Here is a 21990-nt window from a genome sequence, read left to right as displayed (position 1 = left end):
TCGCTTAATGGCTCAGGCCGTACTTTTTCACTTTGTCGAACAGCGTGGTCTTGGCCATCCCCAGTTCCAGGCTGGCCTGGGTCAGGTTGCCGCCGCTGCGTTGCAGGGCGTCACTGAGCAGGTTGCGTTCGAACGCTTCCACTGCTTCGGCGAACGCCAGGCCTTGGCCTGTACTGCCCGCGCCGGTTTTCTTGAACGCCGGCAGACCGAGGGCGAAGCGCTCGGCGACGTTGCGCAACTCGCGCACGTTGCCCGGCCAGTCGTGGCTCATCAGGCTCGACAGCGTCTGGTTGTCCAGCTCCGGCAGTGCGCGGTCGAAGCGCAGGGCCGATTGCTGGGTGAAGTGTTCGAACAGTTGCAGGATGTCTTCGCGGCGTTCGCGCAGAGGCGGCAGTTCCAGCGTCACCACGTTGAGGCGGTAGTACAAGTCGCTGCGGAATTCACCGACCTTGCTCGATTCGTCGAGGTCGGACTTGGTGGCCGCAATCACCCGGCAATCCACCGCCACACTCTGGTTCGAGCCGAGGCGTTCAAGGGTGCGCTCCTGTAACACCCGCAGCAGTTTGATCTGCAACGGCAGTGGCATGCTTTCGACTTCATCGAGGAATAGCGTGCCGCCATCGGCGTGTTCGATCTTGCCGATCCGCCGCTTGCCGGCGCCGGTGAAGGCGTTGGCTTCGTGGCCGAATATTTCGCTTTCGAACAGGTTTTCCGGCAGACCGCCGCAGTTCAGCGCCACGAACTGTTTGGTGTGGCGGCGGCTGAAGTCGTGCAGGCAACGGGCGACCAGTTCCTTGCCGGTACCGGTTTCCCCTTCGATCAGCACGTTGGCCGAGGTGTCGGCGACATTGGCGATCAGCTCCCGCAGGTTCTGCATGGCCGGCGAACGGCCGATGATCCGACCTTCAAGGGAATCGCGTTCGGCCAGTTGCCGGCGCAGGGACGAGACTTCGCGATTCAGGCTGCGTTGCTCCAGCGCGCGACGGGCCACATCGACCAGACGTTCGGGGGAGAACGGTTTTTCCATGAAATCGTAGGCGCCTTTCTGCATCGCGCCGACGGCCATGGAGATGTCGCCATGCCCGGTGATCAGCACCACCGGCAGGCTGCGATCACGTTGCTTGAGGCGGGTCAGCAGTTCCAGGCCGTCGATGCCCGGCAGGCGAATGTCGCTGATGACGATGCCGGCAAAGTTGTCGCCGACCTGCTCCAGCGCCTCTTCGGCACTGCCCACGCCGATGCAGGGAATGTCTTCGAGGGTCAGCGCCTGCTGGCAGCCGAGCAGCACATGGGGATCGTCTTCGACGATCAGCACACTAAGGTCGTTGTTCATATTGGCTCGGCAGGAGTAGGGCTTACCAACGGTAAACTGAGGACGAAGGTGGTGCCACCGCTGGCCGGGTGTTCGACACCCAGATGCCCGCCGGTGGCGGCGGCGAGGCTGGCCGACAGGGTCAGGCCGAGGCCCAGACCCTGTTCGCCGGGTTTGGTGGTGAAGAACGGTTCGAACAGATGCTTGCGCGCTTCGGCGTCGATGCCGTGACCGTTGTCGCGTACCCGCAGGCGATATTTGCCGTTGAATTCTTCGCCTTCCAGCCACAGTTCCGGCAGCGGTTGCGCCTGCATCGCGTCAAGGGCGTTGCCGATCAGGTTGACCAGAATCTGTTCCAGTCGTGTCTGGTCGATCTGCACCTGGACATCGTCGAACTGGCGATGCTGTTGCAGGGCGGCTTTTTCGACACGGGCGCCGAGCACTTGCAGCGCGGCATCCACCGCTTTGCCGAGGCTGGCGCGGCCCTTGTCGTCGCCGCGTCGGGCGAAGGAGCGCAGGCTGGCGGTGATCCGGCCCATGCGGTCGATCAGGTCGTTGATGGTCTTAAGGTTGGTGCTCGCGACATCCAGCTGGCCGCGCTCAAGGAAGCGAATGGTGTTGCCCGACAGCGTGCGCATCGCCGCCAGCGGCTGGTTCAGTTCGTGGGCGATGCTGGTCGACATCTGGCCGATGGCCGCGAGTTTGCCGGCCTGCACCAGTTCGTCCTGGGCGCGGCGCAAGGTTTCTTCGGCCTGACGCCGTTCGCGGATCTGACTCTTGAGCCGGTCGTTGCTGGCGCGCAGGTCGGCGGTGCGTTCGGTAATCCGACGCTCCAGCTGATTGTTGGCTTCCTGCAAGGCTTCGCGGGCGGCGAGGCGGGTGGCGATGACCTTGCGCCGTTCGTTCCAGGCGATCAGCAGGAACGCCACCAAGGCAAATGCCACGGCCACCAGAATCCCTTGATTGATCGCCTCGCGCCGCAGGTCCTGCAACGGGGTGAGCAGAGTGAAATTCCACGGGGTGTCGCTCAGCGGCCGGGTTTGCGCCAGATAGCTGATGTTTTCTTCATGGCGGTCCTGTTGGCTCGGCACTTCGCTGTTGGCCGGGAAGGTGAGTTTTTCCACGCCTTCGGACAGGGTTTCCCGGGCCAGCGGTTGCAGCTCGTTCAGCGGGAACCAGTAGTACTGCAGGCTGCGGGCGAGTTTTTCCTTGGTCTCGTCGCTCAGCGCAATTACCGATTTCAGGCGCCGCGCCGGGTCGCTGGACAGAATGATGATGCCGTTTTCATCGCTGACGAATGCTTCCAGGCGCGCTCGCTGCCAACGTTCTTCCATGGCTTCCAGGCGCACCTTGACCACCGCGACGCCGATGATCTTGCCGTGTTCTTCGAGGCCGTGGGCCAGGTAATAGCCGGGTTCGCCGTTGGTGCTGCCGATCCCGTAGAAACGTCCGGGCTGGCCGCGGATGGCATTCTGGAAGTAGGCGCGGAACGACAGGTCTTCACCGAGGTAGCTGTCGACGTCGCGCCAGTTGCTGGTGGCCATGACGCGACCGGTGGTGTCCATGACGTAGATGGCCCGACTGCGGCTGCGCCGGTTCAGGCCTTCAAGGTAATCGTTGACCGTTTGCCGGTGTTCCGGGGTCGGGTCGCCGAGCAACTGCGAAACGCTCGATTCGAGTTCCAGCAGGCTGGGCAGGTAGGTGTATTTGCTGATCTCGCTTTCGACCGCGCGGGCGTGCAGTTCCAGCTGGCGCTGGCCGTTTTCGCCGAGGCTGCGAATGCCGAAGTGTTCACTGGTCCAGAAGCCGATGTAGCCCAGTCCGATCATCAGGGCGATGACCAGCGGCGGCAGGAACAGGTGGCGGATCAGACGGGGTTTCACGGCAAGTGATGGCGGCGTGGCGCGATAGAGAGTGGGGTCGCATTTCATCACAGATGCCTTGGGTCAACCACCCGGATTCCCCGACAGTTGCTGTCGGGGAATCCGGCAGTTTTTTAGTGCTGCAGGATTTTCTCGAGGAAATGCTGCGCGCGTTCGGAGCGGGCATTGATGTCGCCGAAGAATTCGTCTTTCGGGCAGTCTTCGATGATCTTGCCGGCATCCATGAAGATCACGCGGTCAGCCACTTTGCGGGCGAAGCCCATTTCGTGGGTCACGCACATCATGGTCATGCCTTCGTGGGCCAGTTGCACCATCACGTCGAGCACTTCGTTGACCATTTCCGGGTCCAGCGCCGAGGTCGGCTCGTCGAACAGCATGACGATCGGGTCCATCGCCAGTGCACGGGCGATCGCCACACGCTGTTGCTGACCGCCGGACAGTTGGCCGGGGTGCTTGTGGGCGTGAGCCGACAGGCCGACGCGCTCAAGCAGTTGCAGGCCTTTCCTGGTCGCTTCTTCCTTGCTGCGGCCCAGCACCTTGATCTGCGCGATGGTCAGGTTTTCGGTGATGGTCAGGTGCGGGAACAGTTCGAAATGCTGGAACACCATGCCGACGCGCGAGCGCAGTTTCGGCAGGTTGGTCTTCGGATCGGCAATCGACGTGCCGTCGACCACGATGTCGCCTTTCTGGAAGGGTTCCAGCGCGTTGACGCACTTGATCAGGGTCGACTTGCCCGAACCGGACGGGCCGCAAACCACGATCACTTCACCCTTTTTGACCTCGGTGCTGCAATCGGTCAGCACCTGGAAGTCCCCATACCACTTGTTGATGTTCTTGATAGAGATCATACGGCGAACCTTTTTTGCAGACGCTTGACCAGCTGCGAGGCGGCAAAGCTGATGGTGAAGTACACGAGACCTGCGAAGATCAGGAACTCATTCGAGCGGCCAATGATGTCGCCACTGGCGCGCGAGGCGTTGAGGAAGTCCACCAGGCCCACGGTGTAGACCAGCGAGGTGTCCTGGAACAGGATGATGCTCTGCTGCAGCAGCAGCGGGGTCATCTTGCGGAACGCCTGGGGCAGGATGATCAGGCGCATCATCTGGCCGTAGGTCATGCCCAGTGCCTGGGCGGCACCCATCTGGCCCTTGGGAATCGACTGCACGCCGGCCCGGACGATTTCGCAGAAATACGCCGCTTCGAACATCATGAACGCCACGATGCACGAGGTGAACGCGCCGATCGGGGTGTCTTCGCCGGTGATCCAGCGCAGCACGAACGGCACTGCCAGGTAGAACCAGGTGATCACCAGCAGCAGCGGGATCGAGCGGAAATAATTGACGTAGGCGCCGGCGATGCTCGACAGCAGTTTGCTGTGGGACAGACGCATCAGCGCGAGGAGGGTGCCGAGGATGATCCCGCCGATCACGCCCAGCGCCATCAGCTTGAGGGTCATCAGCATGCCGTTCCACAGGCCGGGGATGGCCGGAACGATGCCACTGAAATCGAATTCCATTATTTACCCCCCACGGAGATCAGGCCGGGCACGGCGACTTTCTTCTCGACCATGCGCATCAGCAGCATCAGGCTCATGTTCAGGGTGAAGTAGATCAGGGTCGCCAGGGTGAAGGCTTCAAACAGGTTGGCCGAGAACTCGGCGGTCTGTTTGGTTTGCGCCAGAAGCTCCATCAGACCGATCAGCGAGGCCACGGAGGAGTTCTTGAACACGTTCAGGAATTCCGAGGTGAGCGGCGGAATGATGATCCGGTAGGCCTGGGGCAGCAGCACGTTCCAGTAGATCTGCGGCAGTTTGAAACCCATCGCGCGGGCGGCGGATTCCTGGCCACGCGGCAGCGCCTGGATACCGGTGCGAACCTGTTCGCAGACCCGGGCGGCGGTGAACAGGCCCAGGCAGACGACAACGCTCAGGTAGGCCGAGGTGGTCGGGTTCAGGTCCTGCTTGTACCAGTCCTGCAGGTTCTGCGGCAGCATGTCGGGCACCAGGAAGTACCAGATGAACAGCTGAACCAGCAGCGGCACGTTACGGAACAGTTCGACGTAGCAGGTCGCGATGCCCGCCACGATGCGGTTCGGCACGGTGCGCATGATGCCCAGCAGCGAGCCCAGCAACAGGGCAATGATCCAGGCCACGATGGCGATGGCGATGGTCCAGCCCAGGCCGGAGATGAACCAGTCGAGATAGGTCTCGCTGCCCACGCCGGTGGACTTGAAGAACACGCCCCAGTCCCAGTTGTAATTCATTAGGGTCTCCCCTCGATTCGATCGATGTACAAGTGCCCGCCTGGGGAAGATCCTTTCCCGTCTGACGTTGAACGTCAGGCACACGCGATCGGCTCGAAAACCACCAGGTCGAGTGTTCCAGTTGAAACCAGCAGGTATTAACTGTCACCCGAGGAAGGATGGGCTCCCTCAGGTGACAAGGTTAGATCAGCGTCAGATTTTTACGTCTGGTGCAGGCTTGTCGCTCGGGTTGGCGATCAGCTCTTTAACCTTTTCGCTCATCGGGAAGTTCAGGTTCAGACCCTTCGGTGGGATCGGGCTTTCGAACCATTTGCTGTAGATCTTGTTGATCTCGCCGGACTTGTAGAGCGCGACGATGGCGTCGTCTACAGCCTTCTTGAAGGCCGGGTCGTCTTTACGAACCATGCACGCGTAGGCTTCGAAGGACTGCGGAGTACCGGTGATGACCCAGTCGTCCGGCTTCTTGGCCTTGGCTTCTTCGCCGGCCAGCAGGGCGTCGTCCATCATGAAGGCGACGGCGCGGCCGCTCTCCAGCATCTGGAAGGATTCGCCGTGGTCCTTGGCGGAGATGACGTTCATGCCCATCTGCTTGTCGGCGTTCATCGCCTTGATGATGCGCTCGGACGTGGTGCCGGCGGTGGTCACGACGTTCTTGCCTTTCAGGTCGGCGAAGTCAGCGTAGGACGGCTTGCCTTCCTTGTCTTTCTTGACCAGCAGGCGGGTGCCGATTTCGAAGATGTTGACGGTGAAGTCGACTTGCTGGGCGCGTTCGGCGTTGTTGGTGGTGGAGCCGCACTCGATGTCCACGGTGCCGTTCTGCACCAGAGGAATACGGGTTTGCGAGGTGACCAGGTTGTACTTGGTGTTCAGGTCAGGCTTGTTCAGGTCTTTTTTCAGGGCTTCGACGATAGCGACCTGAATGTCGTGGGAGTAGCCCACGGGTTTACCCGAAGCATCGGCGATGTAGGAGAAGGGAATGGAGCTGTCACGATGCCCGAGGGTGATGGTGCCCGAGTCGTTGATTTTCTTAAGGGTGCCGGTGAGCTCGGCAGCGAAAACTGGTGTGCTGATCAGAGCGGCAGCAATGGCTGCGCCCAGGATATGGGGAACGATGCGCATCAAATTTTCCTCGACATTGTTTTTTTTATGGAGCCGGTTGAGCGGGCCCTTTGTACTTCGAATGCCTGACGGCTCCGGTTGTGTTGGCGCAACAGGCATTCGTCGAAGGAGTGTAGAGCATGAGTCGTGCCAGACCAGTTGCGACAGGTTAACTGGTTGATTTTGCTGGTTATTAAAGTTTTGTGATGGCGTTTTTCAGCCTTTCTGATCCGGTAATCCGAACCGACCGACAGGTCGCGTTCGGAAAACCGAATGCCGATGGTTCAGCGCCAGACGGGTAGCAGGTCCAGGGTGAACAGCAGGTGCGAGAGCGCGCAGATCACCCCGAAAAACAGCACCAGTGCGATCATGGGCGTGCCGCCCCAGACCCGGTAATGCGGGCTGCCAAAGCGAGTGCGCGAGGCCCGCGCCAGCAACGCCGGGGTGATCACGGCCCAGAGCGTGGCGGCCAGCCCGGCAAACCCGATGGCATGAATGAAGCCTTCCGGCCAGAGGAACCCGCAGATCATCGGTGGCAGAAAGGTGGCGGCAGCCGTTCGCAGGCGGCCCATGGGCTGATCGTCGAAGCCGAGCACGTCGGCCAGATAATCGAACAGGCCCAGGGTCACGCCGAGAAACGAGCAGGCCACGGCGAAGTTGGAGAAGAAGGTCAGCAACAGGTCGACATGGGCGCTGTCCAGGCGCGAACCGAGAGCGCTGATCAGCACATCAATGTTGCCGCCGCGCTGGGCGATGTCCTTGAAGGCTTCGCGGGGAATATTACCCATGCTGCACAGCATCCACACCAGATACAGGCCCAGCGCGATCAGCGTCCCGCCCAGCAGGCAGGCGCGGATTCGCCGAGGGTCCTTGCCGAAATGCTTCATCAGGCTCGGCACATTGCCGTGGAAACCGAACGAGGTCAGGCAGAAGGGCAGGGTCACCAGCAGGTAGGGCCAGTGACGGCTGTCGCCGCCGTTGAGGTCGAGCAGCGTGGCCGGTTGTACATGGCCGAGCAGACCGCCGAAGGTCAGGAAAAACGCCAGAATCTTCGCGCCAAACACCACAGTGGTCATCCGGCTCACCGCCGAGGTGCTGAGCCAGACGATGAACGCCACCAGTACGGTGAATCCCAGCCCGCCGAGGCGCGGCGACAGCGAGATGCCCATGGATTGCACGGTGTGATGGATCACTGAACCACTGGCGGAAATGTAGGCGTAGGTCAGGGTATAGAGCACGAAGACGATGCTCAGACCGTTGATCCGGCTCCAGGCATGCCCCAGCAGATCACGGGTGATGGTCGAGAAACTCGCCCCTTCGTGGTAGTTGAGGTTGGCCTCGAGAATCATCAGGCCCGAATGCAGGGTGCAGAACCAGGCAAACACCAGCACCGCGACCGAACCGTAGAACCACAGCCCGGACATGATGACCGGCAGGGAAAACATTCCCGCGCCGACGATGGTGCCGCCGATGATCATGGCGCCGCCCAGGATCGAGGGCGGCCGTTCGAGGACGGAGGATGAAGCGGGTGAATCGAGTGAGGTGGCACGCATGGCAGGGCCTGCATCGATATTGTTATGAAGAATTCGATCCAGCTCGCCCCTCTCGGAGCGAGCGGCGCTCATCGGATGTTCAACAGTGCTGACAGCCGGCTCACGGCCTGCAACAGGAAACGGTCCTGTCCCGGCAGTGCATCGAACGACAGGCCCACCGGCAGAGTACCCGAGGCCGCTACCGGCACGGTGATGCTCGGCGCTGCCAGGTTGCTGGCCGGGTCGGTATTGCGCACGAACCGCTCGAAATGGCTTTCATCCGCGCAATCAGTCAGCAGTGGCGCGCTGCAACTGACCGTCGGGTAGGCCATCAAGTCCAGTCGGTGATGCTCGAACAGTTGCCGGTACTCCTGCTCCAGCCGGACTTTGCTCATCAATGCCTGCACATAGTCGGTGTAGGAAATTGCCGGGCTTTCCAGTTGTGTGGTGAGGATTTTCTTGATGCCGGGGTCTGCGATTTGCGCCAGGACGTCGAGAAAATCCCCGCCACGGCCTTCCTTCATCAGGAAGCGTGGGAAATCAATGAAGAATTCATAGATCGGCAGCGGGAACTGGATGTATTCGTTGATCTCACCGATCACCGCGTCGTCGATCGGTACGATCTCCACACCGTTGCTGGCGAGTGCATCGATGGCGACGCGGCAGTCACGGCTGACGTTGTCGTCCAGATCGGCCCAGAGAAAGCGTTCGGGCAGGCCGATGCGCAGCGGACGATCCTCAGGCAGCGGTGCGATGTGCTGGCCGCTGAGGTGGCCGTGGACGAACCGACAGTCTTCCACCGTGCGTGTCAGCAGGCCCGGGGTGTCCTTGGTCTGCGAGACCGGGACAATGCCGTCGGCCGGATACTCGCCGGTGGTCGGGCGCAGGCCGACGATCCCACAGAAGGCCGCCGGAATGCGCACCGAACCGCCGGTGTCGGTGCCCACCGCGCACGGCACCAGCCCGGCGGCGACGGCGGCGGCACAGCCACCGCTGCTGCCCCCGGCGCTGTGACGTTCGTTCGCCGGGTTGATGACCCTGCCGTGGCTGTGGTTGGCCGAGGTCACGCCGAACGACAGTTCGTGCATGTTGTTCTTGCCCACCACGCGCGCGCCCAATTGCTTGAAGCGCACCACGATGCCGGCATCGTTCTGCGGCCGGTAATCGGCCAGGCCGGGCGTGCCGGCGGTGGTCGGCATGCCGCGCACATTGATGTTGTCCTTGAAGGACACCGGCAGCCCGTACAGCGGCGCCAGGCGATCGGCATCCGGGGCATAGCCCAGCGCCGTCGGATCGAAGGTGATGAAACTGTTCAGATGCTGCGCTTTTTTGTGGCGCTCGCGCAGGGCTTGCTGCCAGGTGTCGAGGCAGAGCTCGCCACGGCGCAATCCGTTGACGAGCTGTTCGATGGAAAACTGACTGTACATGGAAGGTCTCGGCGAAAAGAGGAGGGCGCCATCAGCAGTAGCGGTATTGCGGGACCAGACCGTCGAGCGGATTGCCGTCGATGAGGTCGCCACCCAGGCTGCTGATGACCGAACACGCTGCGTTCAAGGCCGTCTGGATCGAGCCTTCGGCCCAGCCGCCGGTGAACGATGCGCCGCAGCCCGCCAGATAAAGACCGGTGTCCTGGCGCGGGTCGAGGGCGGTGCGGAACTGATAGAACAGCCGCTCGGAATAGATGTCATCGCCGGGGAAGTTCAGTTTGAAGGCGCCGAGGGCGTGCTTGTCGGTCAGCCAGTCGTATTCGAGCACGTAGCGCTGATAATCGCCGTCGAGCGGAACCAGGTGGCGGGCGAATTCCGGCGCGCTCATCGCCAGTTCATCCACCAGCCGCAGGCAGCGCTGCACTTTGTCGGTCATGGAGACCATCTTGTGCGAGTCGTCTTCCCAGGTGTAACTGATCAGCACCACGCCCCAGGAGTCTGGATCCTGCGGGGCGTAATCCAGGCAGTACACGCCCTTGACCAGGGTGTCGGTCTGGATGTTCTGCGCCAGGCCGTGTTTGAGCCAGAACTTGTCTTTGGTCAGGATGAACAGCTTGGACGAGCCGACCATGTGGGTTTCGTTGATCGCACGGGCCACGTCACGGTTCACGAATGCCTGGTTCTGCGTCAGCTTGAGATTGACCTGCAAGGCGCGGGTCGTAGTGGTGGTGATCACCCGGTCGCAGGCATAGGTTTCGCCGTTGCTGCCGGCCAGCAGGATTTGCCCGTCGGCGCCCTTGTTGATCGATTCGATGCGCGTGCGACAAATCATGTCGCGCAGTTGCATGCCGTTGAAGCGGGTGTCGGCGATCAGTTCTGCCAGCGAAGAAATACCGTTCGGCACCAGTCGCTGATTGACCTCCAGCGCATTGACCACCAGCCGCAGGATTTCGGTGAACGAGGCGCGATAGACTGACTGGAACCCTCCGGAACCGATGCCCAGCGAGCCGAACAGGTGGAAGTCTTCCGGTTTGCGCCAGACCTTTCCGCCCGGCGGTTTCTGGCTGGTGAAGATGCGCACCATGGCCGAGTAGAACGAGCTGTCGCCGAAGCAATCCAGATAGCGTTGCCACTCCGGCTGAACTTCACTGAAGTTGTGCTGCTTGAGCAAGTCGGTCAGCAGCAGCGGCGGGGCAAGGCAGGTGCCGTCGTCCAGCACGGCGCCTTCGTGCAGAAAGGCATTCCAGCCCTGGTGCACGGTACTGAACAACGCCGGCGGCGGCTGCATCGCCGGCCAGTGGTGGGGCTCGCCACGGTAATGCAGTTCGGTATCGACCACCCCCGGATCGGGAAAGGCTTCGGTGGTCTGGATGCCGAATTTGTCGAGGTAGTGGAACAGTCCGACCTCGCTCGGCGGAAAGCGCATGGCGCCCATTTCCGCGATGAACTGCGGTTGTTCTGCATCGAAGCACTGGGTCAGCAAGCGACCGCCAATATGGCTTTCTTCGGCCTCGAACAGGGTCACGCGACGGGCACCGGCACGCAACAGTTCATAGGCCGCCACCAGTCCGGTCAGACCGGCGCCGACGATGCCGATGTGTTTTTGCGCAGTGTGCGCCGGCAGGCAGCCGATGGCCTGGTCGGCGTTGCGCAGGAACTGACCGTAATCGTAAAGCAGGTCGACATAGGGGAAAGACAGGCACGCGGTAGCCTGGCTGGCAGGATTGTTCATGGAGTTCACAGGGGGCATTCTCGGTCGGTCAGATGATGAGCTGCAGGCTTTCGAGCGCGCGGTCGGGATTGAGCAAGAGAATTTTCTTGCCCTGGATTTTCCACTCGCCGTCGAGGTTGATCAGACGATGTTCGACGGTGGCCGGGTAATGCCATTCGCGGTCGCCACGGGCTTCGCAATACAGCAGGTTGCTGCTGGCGACGGCGCTGTACGTTGGCTCTTCAATCGTGATCCGTGGTCGCTGGGCAATGTGCAGGCAGCGGCTTTTCGGCTGCTGGGAAAAGTTGCGGGCATTGGCCAGACGGTTGATGCGCAGGGTGGTCAGGAAGCGGTCTTCATACACCAGCGAGGATTCGTGCAGCGGGCTGCGCTGTTCGCGGGTCATCGGAATCCAGTAGGTGTAGTCGTCGCTCAGCAATTGCTGCCAGGCTTCAAAATCCTGTTGGTCGAGCAGGTGCATTTCGGTCTCGAGCAAACGCTCGATGGCCCGTTCAGTTTGATCGTGGTGCATGGTCGTTCCGCATCAGGTTTTGCCAGGTGTCGTAGAAGTTGCGCATCGCCAGTTCACTGGTGCCGGACACCACGCGCGTCTGGTCGTGGGTTTCGCCCGGTTCGAACAGGCGGGCGACGTTGACCCATTCGTTGGCGTCGCTGTGCAGACCTTCCGTGGCCCGCTCGTACATCTCCACGTCGTCATGGGCGACCATCGAGCACGGCGAGTTGATCAGGTTGTTGTACTGCACGGTCCGCTCCAGCAACTGCACCGGGGCGCCTTGCAGTTCGAAGATCCACGATTCGACGATGGTTTCCTGTGCACTCACCGGGCGGATCACCCGCAGGGTCTGGATCGGGCCCTTGACCATCAGGTTGGGGAAATACACGGTGTTGTGACGGGTGTCGTCGAGAATGGCCCGGGCCTGGTCTTCGCCGTAGCTTTCCACCATCAGTTCCCAATAACCGGGAATGCTCGTGTAGGCCTTGTGGATCGAGTTGCTGACCCCGGTGTGTCCGTGGCCGTTAGGCCAGACGCGGATGCCCATGCCGGCGAAGAATTCGTACGAGCCCATGAACGGCGAGAACAACTCCACGGCCATCGGTGCAGGCTGGCTCTGGTCGTCGGTTTCCTTCCACAGGCGGATGGCTTCGCCCGCCGAGGATTCGTGGGCAATCATCGGGTGGCAGGTGTCGGTCTGGTTGTCGACCACCATCTTCCAGTTGCAGCGATGCCTGTGCAGCAGCGGTTGACCGACCACACGCAGCTGACCTTGCGGAGAACGCATGACCATGTTGTCCAGTGTCGACAGCGACTCGCCGAAAAACTCGTCGAAACCCATACCGGTTTCACTCAGGCGCACGAACACGAAGCCGCGATAGTTGTGCACCGCCGCGACGGGTTGCATACCCTTGTGGGCCGAGCAACTGCTCAGGTCGCAGTCGTCGTATTCCTTTTTCACCGGGATGCTCAGCAGCTCGCCGTCGGTCTTGAACGTCCAGGCGTGATAGGGGCAACGCATGAAGCGACCCACATTGCCACGCGCTTCGGCCAGCACTTTCACACCTTTGTGCGGGCAGCGGTTGTGCAGCACCACGATGTCACCGTTCTTCTGACGCACCATTGCCAGCGGTCGGCCGGCGAGGGTCGCGGTGAAATAGTCGCCGGTCTCGGGGATCAGGCTGTCGTGGCCCAGATAGCACCAGCTGGCGGCAAAGACACGCTGCTGCTCCTGTTCGAACAGTTGTTGATCAAGGAACAGAGATTTGTGCACTTCTCTGCCATTGAAATAGTTGTCCAACGGGGGAGTCCTCTTCAGATCGCCAGCTTCAGGCGCTGGCTTTTCGCCCGGGAAACGCAAGGGTAGATCCGTGCGCTGCAGGCCGCTTCTTGTTCGCTCATGATGAAATCCCGGTGCTCGACGTCGCCTTCCAGCACGTCCAGCGCGCAGACACCGCACTCGCCGCGACGACAGTCGGAGATCGGGTCGAGGCCGGCGGCTTCCAGGGCTTCGAGCAAGCTCTGGTCGGGGCCGACCTCGATGTTCACGCCGGAATCCGCCGCCTCGACCGTGAAGCCCTGGGCACCTTCGTCCCTGGCAACGTTGAACACCTCCAGATGGATGCGATCACGGGCCAGTCCGGCGGATTCGGCATGGCTCAGGATGTCGTTGAGCATCGCTGCCGGGCCGCAGACGTAGAGCCGGTCTGCGGGGCTAAGGTCGGCGAGCACCTGATGAATCGCCGGGCGTTGACCGGACAGGTGCAGGCTCATCCGCTCCTGCAGCAGTGCGCGCAGCTCTTCGGCATAAGCCGCATCGTCAGCGCTGCGGGCAAAGTAATGCAGGTGTGCCGAACGCTTCAGCGCTGTCAGATGGCGCAGGATGCCGGTCAACGGAGTGATGCCGATGCCGCCTGCGATGGCGATGTCGCGGCCGGTCCGGGTGTCGAGCGGGTAGTTGAAGGTGTTGAACGGGCCTTCGAGCTGCACCCGATCACCGGCCACCAATGAGCGCAGGTAGTGGCTGCTGGCGGATTCGTCACTGAGACGGATGGCGAAGGTGAATTGACCTTCGGCGCTGTCGCCGAGCTCTACGGTTGAGTAATGGCGCCATTCGCCCGAAGGCGCTATCAGCCATTTGAAGTGCGCCCCGGCGTGGGCCGACTCCGTGGCGGCGGGGGCGCCGCTGACGGTGATTTCCTTGATCGATGCCGACAGCATCCGGCAATGGGTAACGGTGTAATTCATGCCGGGTTTTCCTGGGGCAGCGGCGTTTCGTGCAGGTACAGCCAGCGGGTGCTGTGCTGATGCACGCGCAGAATCGCCACGGAAATGCGCGAGCTCTCGCGCTGGTTCTGGCGATGGGTTTCCTTGTAGCGCAGGGCGACGGTCGGGCCTTCGTGGAAGATCGTGTGCAGGTCGCTGATGTCGATCTCAAGGCCGGGTCGGGCACCGACCGCACCTTTGAACAGTTGCTCGACCTGCGCTCGGCCGACGACGGCGGCCGAGGTGCTGACCATGCTGAAGTCTTCGCTGAAGACATCCATCAGCGGCGCGATGGCGGATTCGCCGGCACCGTCGGCATTGGTGAAAACACGATGAATCAGCTCATGCACGTGGTGGATGCTGTGGCGTGCTTGTTCAACCGGGTTGTTGTTCATGGCATTCCTTTGGAGGGTTCAGTTGACTCATTTGAAACAGCGGGAACAGTCCGACCAGCGCGGCAATCGCGAACGTGGCGTGATAGGCCGGGGTCGAGTCGAATTGTTTGAGCAGCAGGTTGTAGATCATCAGAAACAGGGCCGCGCCGACGCTGAACGACATCTGTCGGTTGATGTTCCAGATCACGCTGGCCTTGTGGGTCTCGCCGCCCTTGAAGTCCATTAGCGAGGTGGTTTGCGCGGTGTTGGCGCCGATTCCGCCGCCGATGCCCATCAGGCTGTAGGCGATCACGATCACCCCGATATCGGTCGGTGCATCCACCAGCATCAGGGTGGCGATGCCGGCGCTGTGCAGCAGCATGCCGAGGGTGAACAGGCGTCGGGCGCCGATTCTGTTGTAGACCCGGCCGCAGATCAGCATCGCGATGAATGCGCCGATGGCGTAGAGGATCATGAACATGCCGGTCAGGCGTGCGCTGAAGTGCAGGGTGTTCTGTAGAAAGAAGATGCTCATCAGGTTGACCCCGGTGAACACGCCGGGAATCGCGTAATAGATGAAGATCGAGGTGCTGAGTTTTTTGCTCTTGAGCAGACTCAGGTCAATGATCGCGTCGCCTTTGCGACGGTAGTGCAGCAGGTACAGCGCCACGAACATCAGGCCTGCCGCGACACAGGCGATGGCTTCGATGGCAGGATAGTCGCCGCCATACAGCGACATGCCCATCAGCAGGCTGCCCAGGGCGGCGCTGACCAATAGCAGACCGAGGACGTCCGGGCGTGGCAGGCTGGTGGGGCGTGCTTCGCGGATCCAGAACCACGATAGTCCTGCGGCAATCAGCGAAAACGGAATGTTGCTGTAAAACACCCAGCGCCACGAACTGTTGTCGACGATGATGCCACCGACGGTCGGCGAAATCGCCGGGGCGATCAGGGCCACGGCCATCACCAGCGTGGAGATTTTCGCCCGTTGCTCACCCTGGAACAGGTTGAAGGTCAACGCCTGGCCCACCGGAATCAGCAAACCGCCGCCGATGCCCTGGACGAATCGCCAGATCACCAGCTCATGGAAGCTGTCGGCCAGGCCGCACATCCACACGGACCCGGTAAACACCAGCATCGAGGCGGTGAGAATCTCGCGGCTGCCGAAGCGCCCGGCCAGCCAGGTGCTGACAGGAATGATCAGCGTCAGACCGAGAATGTAGGCATTGGCCACCCAGGCCACCGAAGAACTGCTTACTTGCAATGTTGCCGAGATACTTGGCAATGCCACGGCAGACATGAATATGTTTATGCAGTCAATAAAAAAGCCGATCAGAAAGATCAGCGCGATCTTGTAGCGATAGTTCATTGTTGTTTCCTCTTTGTCGCAAAGCATAGGGGCGATGGACTTGGAGTGTCGATACGACTATCCTTGAAACAATGTTTGAAGGAATTAAACAGTGAACGCTACCGCCATGCATGCTCATCTGAATCGGGTTCAGACATTTCTCGCCGTGGTCGACTTTGGCTCTTACACCAAGGCCGCGAACTATCTGAGTATCAGCAAAGCCATGGCCAGCCTGCATGTCAAGGCGCTGGAAGAAGTTCTTTCGGCGACACTGCTGATCCGCAATACCCGAAACATATCGCTGACTGAAATAGGTCAGGACTTCTATGAGGAGTTCAAGGGCATTGTCGCGGATATCGATAATGCCTTTGATAATGTGCTCAAGGGTAATAACCGGGTTTCCGGAAAGTTACGAATTAGTTCAACCAGCGAGTACGGCGAGAAGTTCATTCTTCCGTTGATTCCATTGTTCAACGAGCGTTATCCGGAAATCCGCCTGAGCTACAACTTCAACTCGTCGTTGAATGATCTGGTGGCGGAAAAACTGGATCTGGTAGTGCGTCTTGGCAATCTGGCGGATTCGGCCTTCAAGAGTCGCAAGCTGGCGGATTATCAGATCGTGCTGGTGGCGACTCCGGCATTTCTCGAACGTCATCCGGTGGCATTGCCGCAGGATCTGAACGGTGTGCCATGGATTGCCAACAGCAATCTGCAGGCGCCTACGCAATGGGTTTTGCGCGATGATCAGGGGCGGGCGGTGGAGGTCAATGGCATCAGCCATTTCGAATCCAATTCCTCGACGGCGATTCGTTCGATGACCTTGTCGTCGCTCGGTGTCTCGGTGCTGCCGGGCTGGGTGGTCGAGGATGATATCGCCAGCGGACGACTGATTCGCCTGTTGCCGGCCTATGCGTTGCCATCGCAGTCGATCAACGTCGTCTTCCCCAACACCGCGCATCTGCCGCACAAATCCCGGGCGTTCATCGATTTCCTCCTGCTGCATCTGGCGCAGTAACGCGAAAGCCCCTGAATCTCGCGATTCAGGGGCTTTCGTTTGAGCGGCTTGAAGATCAGGCTGCTTCGATCTTGTTGCGGTTCTGCTCGACCTGGTTCAGGTAGGCCGCCAGTTTTTCCTGTTCGGCCGGGGTGGTGAACAGGCCCAGCTTGCTGCGGCGCCACAGGATGTCGTGAGCGGTGGTGGCCCACTCTTCGGCGCACAGATAATCGACTTCACGGGTGTAGAGACCGCCGCCGATGTGTTCGCCCATGTCGGCCAGGCTGTCCACGCCTTCGAGCATGCGCCAGGTACGGCTGCCGTAGGTGGTGGCCCAGCGGCGGGCGATTTCGGTCGGAACCCAGTCGAACCTGTCGCGGATCAGCGCGCTCAGGGCCTGTGGCGTGGTCATGTCTTCACCACCCGGCAGGGTGGCGGTGGCCGTCCAGCTCGGGCGCATCTGGGTGAAGTACGGCATCAACTGCGCCATCGCCGACTCGGCGAGTTTGCGATAGGTGGTCAGCTTGCCGCCAAACACCGACAGCAGCGGCGCTTCTTCGGTGCTGCCGGACAGCGCGAGGGTGTAGTCGCGGGTCACGGCGGACGGGTTGTCGGATTCGTCGTTGCACAACGGGCGCACGCCCGAGTAGGTGTGCAGGATGTCGTCACGGCTGATCTGCTTCTTGAAGTGGGCGTTGACCACTTTGAGCAGGTAATCGGTTTCGCCGTCGGTGATTGCCACTTTTGCCGGATCACCGGTGTACTCGCGGTCGGTGGTGCCGATCAGGGTCAGGTTGTTCAGGTACGGAATGGTGAAAACGATGCGCTGATCTTCGTTTTGCAGGATGTGCGCGTGATCGCCTTCGTACAGCTTCGGCACGATGATGTGGCTGCCCTGGATCAGACGGATGCCGTACGGCGATTCCATCTTCAGGTCGTCACGGATGAACTTGGCGACCCATGGGCCGGCGGCGTTCACCAGCGCTCTGGCAGTGATCGAAAACAGGCTGCCGTCGGCGCGTTCCAGGTTCAGGTGCCACAGGCCCTTGGCGCGACGAGCGCTGACGCAACGGGTCTGGGTGTGAATGTGCGCACCTTTTTCACGGGCGGCCATGGCGTTCAGAACCACGAGGCGGGCGTCGTCGACCCAGCAGTCGGAGTATTCGAAGCCTTTGCTGATTTCGCTTTTCAGCGCGCTGTCGGCACCGAACTTCAGGCTTTTGGAGCCTGCGAGTTTTTCGCGCTTGCCGAGGTGGTCATACAGGAACAGACCTGCACGGATCATCCACGCCGGACGCAGATGCGGGCGGTGCGGCAGGACGAAACGCATTGGCTTGACGATGTGCGGGGCCTTGGCCAGCAGCACTTCGCGTTCGGCCAGGGCTTCGCGCACCAGACGGAATTCATAATGTTCGAGATAGCGCAGTCCACCGTGGATCAGCTTGCTGCTGGCCGACGAGGTGTGGCTGGCCAGATCGTCCTTTTCGCAAAGGAACACCGAAAGACCGCGACCGGCGGCATCCGCTGCGATCCCCACGCCATTGATCCCGCCGCCGATGACGGCGAGGTCGTAGATCTCGGAGATGGGGGGCGTACGCAAGGTAGAGGTGGACATCGGCTGGCCTCGGGCTCTTTTGATTTTCTGTCTTGGAAATCGAACATAAATGTTCATTTGCGAAAATGGTAGCCCATAAAGACGCGCGCAGCCAGTCGACTTCGATTGAAAAAACTCATCGAAGGACGGTTAAAAGAAAATTTTCGAACATTAGATGCGCGTAAGGCGCCGGAGCAGGAGTGATCGTTCCCATGTCGAGGCGTCGAACCGTCCGCGTGGGAATGCATGCATTGACGCTCTGCGTCATCTTCTGAATGGGACGCGGAGCGTCCCGGGCTGCATTCCCACGCAGAGCGTGGGAACGAGAAACAAAGGGGGGTTAAACGACTTCCAGACGAATCTTGTGCTGACTCAGCAGTTGCGCCAGGGCCGGCACCGGTTGCTGATCGGTGACCAGGCAATCGATCAGGCTGATCGGGCCGAGGCGGATCATCGCGTTACGGCCGAACTTGCTGGAGTCCGCCGCCAGGATCACCTGTCGGGCATTGGCGATGATCGCCTGGGACACCCGCACTTCCTGGTAATCGAAGTCGAGCAGGCTGCCGTCCTCATCGATACCGCTGATGCCCACCAGCGCGAAGTCGACCTTGAACTGATTGATGAAATCCACACTCGCCTGACCGACCACGCCGCCATCGCGACGGACATTGCCGCCAGTCAGCAGCACATCGAAATCATCCTTGGCGCTGAGCATCGAAGCGACGTGCAGGTTGTTGGTGATGATTTTCAGATGACTGTGGTTGAGCAGGGCGCGGGCGATGGATTCGGTGGTGGTGCCGATGTTGATGAACAGCGAGGCGTGATCGGGAATCTGCGCGGCGATGGCTTCACCGATGCGTTGCTTTTCATCGCGCATCTGATCGGCGCGCATCGCATAGGCGGTGTTTTCGACGCTGGAATCATAGGCGGCGCCGCCATGGTAGCGGCGCAGCAGATTGGCTTCCGCCAGTTGATTGATATCGCGGCGGATGGTTTGCGGGGTAACAACGAACAGCGTGGCCATTTCCTCGATGCTCACATAGCCGCGTTCGCGGACCAGTTCGAGGATTTGCTGCTGACGGGGAGGCAGATTCATGGGGCTTCCTTTGGGCTGCCGTGCAAAATTTGCCCATGATGCCGCAGGAATCCGCTCCCGACCAGTTACATGCCGTTACCAGTCCTCAGACTGGCTTATTCAGCGTCCTCACGTTCCCAGTCGCGGGTACGGCTGACGGCTTTTTTCCAGCCTTTGTAGAGCTTCTCTTTTGCCGCTTCGTCCAGGCTTGGTTCGAACTCGCGCTCGATCACTGCCTTGCCGCGCAGTTCTTCCAGGCTGCCCCAGAAACCGCACGCCAGACCGGCCAGATAAGCTGCGCCCAGCGCCGTGGTTTCGCGCATTTTCGGACGCTCGACCTGAGTGCCGAGGATGTCGGCCTGGAACTGCATGAGGAAGTTGTTCGCCACTGCACCGCCATCCACGCGCAGGGCCTTGAGGCGTTCGCCGGAGTCCTGTTGCATGGCGTCGAGAACGTCGCGGGTCTGGTAGGCGATCGACTCCAGTGCGGCGCGGATGATGTGATCCACACGTACGCCACGGGTCAGGCCGAACAGGGCGCCACGGGCATACGGGTCCCAGTAGGGAGCGCCGAGGCCGGTGAAGGCCGGCACCAGATAGACGCCGTTGCTGTCCTTCACTTTATTGGCGAAGTATTCGGTGTCGAGGGCGTCGTTGACGATTTTCAGTTCATCGCGCAGCCACTGTACGGTCGAACCGCCGTTGAACACCGCGCCTTCCAGGGCGTAAGCCACTTCGCCGCGCGGGCCGCAAGCGATGGTGGTGAGCATGCCGTGCCGGGATTTCACGGCTTTGTCGCCGGTGTTCATCAGCAGGAAGCAACCGGTGCCGTAGGTGTTTTTCGCCTGGCCCGGCTCGACGCACATCTGGCCGAACAGCGCAGCCTGCTGGTCGCCGGCGATACCGCCGATGGCGATGCCGCTTTTGGTGCGGCCGTAGATTTCCGACGACGCTTTGACTTCCGGCAGCATCTCGCGCGGGATGTCGAGGATTTCCAGCATCTTCGCGTCCCACTCCAGCGTGTGGATGTTGAAGAGCATGGTGCGCGAGGCGTTGGTGTAGTCGGTGACGTGGACCTTGCCGCCGGTAAATTTCCAGATCAGCCAGCTGTCGACAGTGCCGAACAGCAATTCGCCGTTGCGCGCGCGCTCGCGGCTGCCTTCGACGTTGTCGAGGATCCACTTCAGCTTGGTGCCGGAGAAGTACGGGTCGGTGACCAGACCAGTGGTATCGCGGATGTAATCTTCATGACCGTCGCGCTTGAGCTGCTGGCAGATCTCGGTGCTACGGCGGCATTGCCAGACGATCGCGTTGTACACCGGGCGGCCGGTGGTCTTGTCCCAGACCACGGTGGTTTCACGCTGGTTGGTGATGCCGATGGCGGCGACCTGGTCATGGTGCAGACCGGCCTGGGCCAGGGCTTCGACCATCACCGCGCTCTGGGTGGCGAAGATTTCCATCGGGTCGTGTTCGACCCAGCCGGCTTGCGGGTAATGCTGGGCGAATTCGCGTTGTGCGGTGCAGACCACGTTCGCGTCGCGGTCGAAAATGATCGCGCGGGAGCTGGTCGTACCCTGATCGAGGGCAATGATGTAGTTCTTGTTCTGAATGTCGGTCATGTCGATTGCCTTGGACGAAATAAGGGAGAGTGGGCCGTGGCGCGGGCTCTATAAGGGCAGGAGCCCGCGCCGACTGTTTCAAGAAGTTCTTGGTTTGCCGTCAATGGCCGGTTCTGCATCCTTTGTAGCAGGTGTGGCGCCGGTCAGGTGACGGGCAATCAGCCCGCGATACCCGGCAGCGCCGAGGCAGGCACCGACAATCGGTGCAAAAATCGGAATCAGGAAGTACGGGATTTCACGTGCGCCAGTGAAGGAAATTTCACCCCAGCCGGCGAAGAAAGTCATCAGTTTAGGACCGAAGTCCCGGGCCGGATTCATCGCGAAACCGGTCAGCGGGCCCATCGAGCTGCCGATCACGGCAATCAGCAGACCGATCAGCAGCGGCGCCAGCGGGCCTTTCGGCAGGCCGTTGTTGTCGTCGGTCAGGGACATGATCACGCCCATCAGGATCGCGGTGATGATCACCTCGACCAGAAACGCCTGGGCAGTCGACAGCGCCGGGTTCGGGAAGGTGGAGAACACCGACGCCAGTTCGAGGCTGGCTTCAGTGCCGCGAACCATATGGTGAGTTTGTTCGAAATCGAAGAACAGGTTGCTGTACAGCGTATAAACCAGCAGCGCACCGCAAAAGGCGCCGGCGACCTGGGCCAGAATGTAGAACGGCAGTTTGCGCTTTTCGAAGTCGGCAAAAATGCTCAGGGCAATACTGACGGCAGGGTTCAGGTGCGCGCCGGAAACGCCGGCGGTGAGGTAGATCGCCATGCTGACGCCGACGCCCCAGATGATGCTGATTTCCCACAGACCGAAGCTGGCGCCTGCGACCTTGAGCGCGGCGACACAACCCGTACCGAAAAAGATCAGGAGTGCAGTGCCCAGAAACTCGGCCAGACACTGGCTCGAGAGCGAAGGTTGCTGTAACGCAGTTGTCATTGAAAACCTCGGTTTTTGTTGTTGTCTGGCGCGTTGCCGAAAGGGCAAGGCG

At 60.8% G+C, this 21990-nt stretch carries 19 protein-coding genes; 1 reads left to right on the top strand and 18 read right to left on the bottom strand.

All coding sequences use genetic code 11. The features are described 5' to 3' along the window. Positions 1-4 precede the first annotated feature (4 nt). From CAF79_RS19785 to CAF79_RS19720, 14 genes are all read right to left on the bottom strand, one after another. Positions 5-1333 (bottom strand): sigma-54 dependent transcriptional regulator, encoded by a 1329-nt coding sequence (locus CAF79_RS19785; protein WP_085699718.1) that lies wholly within the window; start codon positions 1331-1333, stop codon positions 5-7. Beyond that, entirely contained in the window at positions 1330-3243 is a 1914-nt protein-coding gene (locus CAF79_RS19780) for an ATP-binding protein (protein WP_085699716.1), read from the bottom strand. The genes CAF79_RS19785 and CAF79_RS19780 overlap by 4 nt, the downstream gene beginning before the upstream one ends. Before the next feature lie 65 nt (positions 3244-3308). Then, positions 3309-4043: an amino acid ABC transporter ATP-binding protein gene (locus CAF79_RS19775; RefSeq protein WP_085699714.1), complete on the bottom strand. Its 735-nt coding sequence runs from the start codon at positions 4041-4043 to the stop codon at positions 3309-3311. After that, positions 4040-4711, bottom strand: coding sequence for an amino acid ABC transporter permease (locus CAF79_RS19770; protein ID WP_085699712.1), 672 nt, complete (start codon positions 4709-4711; stop codon positions 4040-4042). Before CAF79_RS19770 ends, CAF79_RS19775 begins: the two co-directional genes overlap by 4 nt. After that, on the bottom strand, positions 4711-5457 hold the full coding sequence (locus CAF79_RS19765) for an amino acid ABC transporter permease (RefSeq protein ID WP_085684522.1): 747 nt from the start codon (positions 5455-5457) through the stop codon (positions 4711-4713). Before CAF79_RS19765 ends, CAF79_RS19770 begins: the two co-directional genes overlap by 1 nt. Before the next feature lie 192 nt (positions 5458-5649). Continuing rightward, positions 5650-6576, bottom strand: a complete 927-nt coding sequence (locus CAF79_RS19760) for a glutamate/aspartate ABC transporter substrate-binding protein (RefSeq protein ID WP_085699710.1) — start codon at positions 6574-6576, stop codon at positions 5650-5652. A gap of 263 nt (positions 6577-6839) precedes the next feature. Next, positions 6840-8108, bottom strand: coding sequence for a tryptophan permease (mtr, locus tag CAF79_RS19755; protein WP_085699708.1), 1269 nt, complete (start codon positions 8106-8108; stop codon positions 6840-6842). A 68-nt stretch (positions 8109-8176) separates the two neighbouring features. Continuing rightward, a complete protein-coding gene (locus CAF79_RS19750) occupies positions 8177-9514 on the bottom strand; it encodes an amidase family protein (protein ID WP_085699706.1) in 1338 nt (445 codons plus the stop codon). A gap of 31 nt (positions 9515-9545) precedes the next feature. Continuing rightward, complete coding sequence (locus tag CAF79_RS19745; RefSeq protein WP_139832615.1) at positions 9546-11246, bottom strand: NAD(P)/FAD-dependent oxidoreductase; 1701 nt, start codon at positions 11244-11246, stop codon at positions 9546-9548. A 28-nt stretch (positions 11247-11274) separates the two neighbouring features. After that, complete coding sequence (locus CAF79_RS19740) at positions 11275-11757, bottom strand: aromatic-ring-hydroxylating dioxygenase subunit beta (protein WP_085699704.1); 483 nt, start codon at positions 11755-11757, stop codon at positions 11275-11277. After that, complete coding sequence (locus CAF79_RS19735; protein WP_234205900.1) at positions 11738-13012, bottom strand: aromatic ring-hydroxylating dioxygenase subunit alpha; 1275 nt, start codon at positions 13010-13012, stop codon at positions 11738-11740. The genes CAF79_RS19740 and CAF79_RS19735 overlap by 20 nt, the downstream gene beginning before the upstream one ends. A gap of 41 nt (positions 13013-13053) precedes the next feature. After that, positions 13054-13986, bottom strand: a complete 933-nt coding sequence (locus tag CAF79_RS19730; RefSeq protein WP_085699700.1) for a PDR/VanB family oxidoreductase — start codon at positions 13984-13986, stop codon at positions 13054-13056. Then, positions 13983-14399 (bottom strand): DUF4440 domain-containing protein, encoded by a 417-nt coding sequence (locus CAF79_RS19725; protein ID WP_085699698.1) that lies wholly within the window; start codon positions 14397-14399, stop codon positions 13983-13985. Before CAF79_RS19725 ends, CAF79_RS19730 begins: the two co-directional genes overlap by 4 nt. Next, positions 14380-15747 carry an MFS transporter gene (locus CAF79_RS19720; protein WP_085699696.1) on the bottom strand — a complete coding sequence of 456 codons (1368 nt, stop codon included), beginning with the start codon at positions 15745-15747 and terminating at the stop codon, positions 14380-14382. Before CAF79_RS19720 ends, CAF79_RS19725 begins: the two co-directional genes overlap by 20 nt. Before the next feature lie 106 nt (positions 15748-15853). Between CAF79_RS19720 and CAF79_RS19715 the strand changes: the two genes are divergently transcribed. Beyond that, positions 15854-16741 (top strand): LysR family transcriptional regulator, encoded by an 888-nt coding sequence (locus CAF79_RS19715; protein WP_085699898.1) that lies wholly within the window; start codon positions 15854-15856, stop codon positions 16739-16741. Positions 16742-16796: 55 nt separating this feature from the next. On the opposite strand, the gene glpD is transcribed toward CAF79_RS19715, so the two are convergent. The 4 genes from glpD to CAF79_RS19695 form a co-directional block, all read right to left on the bottom strand. Then, entirely contained in the window at positions 16797-18335 is a 1539-nt protein-coding gene (glpD, locus tag CAF79_RS19710; RefSeq protein ID WP_085699694.1) for a glycerol-3-phosphate dehydrogenase, read from the bottom strand. A gap of 319 nt (positions 18336-18654) precedes the next feature. Next, complete coding sequence (locus CAF79_RS19705; RefSeq protein ID WP_007953179.1) at positions 18655-19410, bottom strand: DeoR/GlpR family transcriptional regulator; 756 nt, start codon at positions 19408-19410, stop codon at positions 18655-18657. A 95-nt stretch (positions 19411-19505) separates the two neighbouring features. Next, entirely contained in the window at positions 19506-21008 is a 1503-nt protein-coding gene (glpK, locus tag CAF79_RS19700) for a glycerol kinase GlpK (protein ID WP_085699692.1), read from the bottom strand. Between the two features lie 78 nt (positions 21009-21086). Then, positions 21087-21938 carry an MIP/aquaporin family protein gene (locus CAF79_RS19695; RefSeq protein ID WP_007953183.1) on the bottom strand — a complete coding sequence of 284 codons (852 nt, stop codon included), beginning with the start codon at positions 21936-21938 and terminating at the stop codon, positions 21087-21089. Between the last annotated feature and the right edge of the window lie 52 nt (positions 21939-21990).

This window comes from Pseudomonas sp. B26(2017), from assembly GCF_002113045.1.
Lineage (GTDB): Bacteria > Pseudomonadota > Gammaproteobacteria > Pseudomonadales > Pseudomonadaceae > Aquipseudomonas.
Note: the sequence above shows the minus strand (reverse complement) of the source record. Positions and strands in the feature narration are given on the sequence as shown.